The following is a 2,381-nucleotide window of genomic DNA, read 5'->3' as shown; positions in this document are numbered from 1 at the left end:
TATAGCGCGACAATCTGGGTGGGGAGCGCGCGACAATCAGGATGGCGAGTCAGTGTCGCGGCGAGATGATGATTGCTGCGAAGATTGTCGCGCGCAAGAGTTTTGTTCGCTTTGATTGTCGCGGAGCGTCAATCAGCGAGGGTTTTGGTTGTCGCGTGCGATGGCGGCCGTCCCGGGCCACGCTTTCGTTCGAGCGCAGTGCGCCTGCGATAGCTCTCGACGTTCATCTCGACGATGGTGGCATGGTGGACGAGGCGATCGATGGCGGCGAGGGTCATGGCGGGGTCCGGGAAGACCCTGTTCCATTCGCCGAAGGGCTGATTGGCGGTGATCAGCATGGAGCGCCGTTCGTAGCGTGCGCTGATGAGCTCGAACAGTACGCTGGTCTCGGCCTGGTCCTTGGTGACGTAGGCAAGATCATCGCAGATCAGCAGGTCGAAGCGATCGAGGCGGTTGATGGCGGCCTCGAGATTGAGCTCGCGCCGCGCCACCTGGAGCTTCTGGACGAGATCGGTGGTGCGGGTGAAGAGGACGCGCCATCCGTTCTCGATGAGGGCCATGCCGATGGCTGCCGCCAAGTGACTCTTTCCGCCGCCGGGCGGACCGAACAGCAGCAAATTGGCGCCCTTGCCGAGCCAACCATCGCCAGCGGCGAGCGCGGTCACCTGCGCCTTTGAGATCATCGGCACAGCTTCGAAGTCGAAGTTGTCGAAGGTCTTTCCGGCGGGCAGCCGCGCCTCGACGAGATGACGCTCGACGCGACGGCGGCCACGTTCGGCGATCTCGTGCTCGGCGATGATGGCGAGGAAGCGGGCCGCTGGCCAACCTTCCTTGTCGGACTGTTCGGCGAACTGTGGCCATAGCACCTTGATGGCGGGTAGCCGCAGCTCGTTGAGCAACAGGTTGAGGCGGGCGGTGTCGACGGTGTTGGCCGTGTTCATGCGGCGTCTCCGATCTGGCCGGCGCCGACGAGGCACTCATAGCTGGCGAGCGGGGCAAGCTGCACCATGACCTGCGGCACGCAGGCTGGATCGGGGGCGAAGTGGGTGCGCAACCGTCCGAGGTCGGGCAGTTGGCCGGCGTCCAGGTCGGCCGCAAGCTGCTTGGCGAGTTCGGCCTCGCAACCGCGCTCGTGCGCCAGCGCAAGCAGATCGACCATGAGCCGGCAGGCTTTCCTGTCCGGCAATCGTTCGCGCAAGCGATCGAAGGTTTGGCGATAGGCATCGCGCGGGAACAGCCGATCACGGTAGACCAGATTGAGCAGCGCCATTGGCTTGCGCCGCAAGGAATGGATCACGTGGCGATAATCGACGACCTGGTCGTGCTTGCCGTTGGGATGCGGCCGTCCACGCGGCAGGGTGACGAGATGGGTGCCGCCGACGAACACGTCGAGACGATCGTCGCAAAGGCGCACCCGTAGCCGGTGGCCGATCAGGCGGGACGGAACTGTGTAGAACACCTTGCGCAAGGTGAAGCCGCCGCTTGACGTCACGCGGACAATCACCTCCTCGTAGTCCGAGGTGCGGCGATCCGGCAACGCCTGCAGGGCGGCGCGCTCGTGGTCGATCCGCTTGGCGTTGCGGGCATTGCGGCGGCTGACGATCTCGTCGATGAAGCCGCGATAGGCGGCGAGATCATCGAAGTCGGCGGTGCCGCGCAACAGCAGCGCATCGGCGATCGTCCGCTTGAGATGGCCATGCGAGCTCTCGATCGCCCCGTTCTCGTGGGCGATGCCGCGATTGTTGCGGGAAGGCCGCATGCCGTAATGGGTGCAGAGGTCCTCGTACCGCCGGGTGAGATCAGCCCTCGCATTGCGATCGAGATTGCAGAAGGCGGCCGACAGGCTGTCGGTCCGATGCTCCCGTGGTGCCCCACCGAGCGACCACAGGGCATTCTGCAGCCCTTCCGCCAAAGCGACGAAGCTCTCGCCACCGAGCACGACATGGGCGTGCTCAAACCCACAATAGGCCAACCGGAAGTGATAGAGGCGATGATCGAGCGGCACGCCAGCGATGGTGACCCCAAGCTCGCCCATGTCGGTGAAGTCGGACAGGCCGACTTGGCCCACTTCGTGGGTCTGGCGGAAGATGACCTCCTGCTCCTCGCCGTGGATCGCCCGCCAGGCGCGGATCCGGCGCTCCAGCGTGCGGCGGATTCCAGCTCCGAGCTCAGGATGGCGCCGTAACATCTCCTCGAAGATCGCAACCGGCCGCACGCCGGGGGCTGCCTTGAGCATCGGCACCACTTCTGTCTCAAACACATCGGTCAACGGGTCCGGCCGGCGACGGCCGCGCCCACCCTTCTTCTGCGATGGCAGGCGGGGATCCTTCTCGATCCGATACGCGGTTGACGGACTGAACGACGCCTTGGCGGCCGCCACT

2 protein-coding genes are annotated in these 2,381 nt (G+C 65.0%); both read right to left on the bottom strand.

The genetic code is table 11. From position 1 onward, the window contains the following. Positions 1 to 128: 128 nt before the first annotated feature. Positions 129 to 941 carry an IS21-like element helper ATPase IstB gene (istB, locus tag K288_RS0143155; RefSeq protein ID WP_027584845.1) on the bottom strand — a complete coding sequence of 271 codons (813 nt, stop codon included), beginning with the start codon at positions 939 to 941 and terminating at the stop codon, positions 129 to 131. Then, the gene (istA, locus tag K288_RS0143150; protein WP_064737410.1) at positions 938 to 2,380 is read right to left on the bottom strand and encodes an IS21 family transposase; all 1,443 of its coding nucleotides are present in this window, start codon (positions 2,378 to 2,380) and stop codon (positions 938 to 940) included. Before istA ends, istB begins: the two co-directional genes overlap by 4 nt. Position 2,381: the final 1 nt, after the last annotated feature.

Origin of the sequence: Bradyrhizobium sp. Ai1a-2, from assembly GCF_000426245.1 — a bacterium.
Taxonomy (GTDB): domain Bacteria; phylum Pseudomonadota; class Alphaproteobacteria; order Rhizobiales; family Xanthobacteraceae; genus Bradyrhizobium.
Note: the sequence above shows the minus strand (reverse complement) of the source record. Positions and strands in the feature narration are given on the sequence as shown.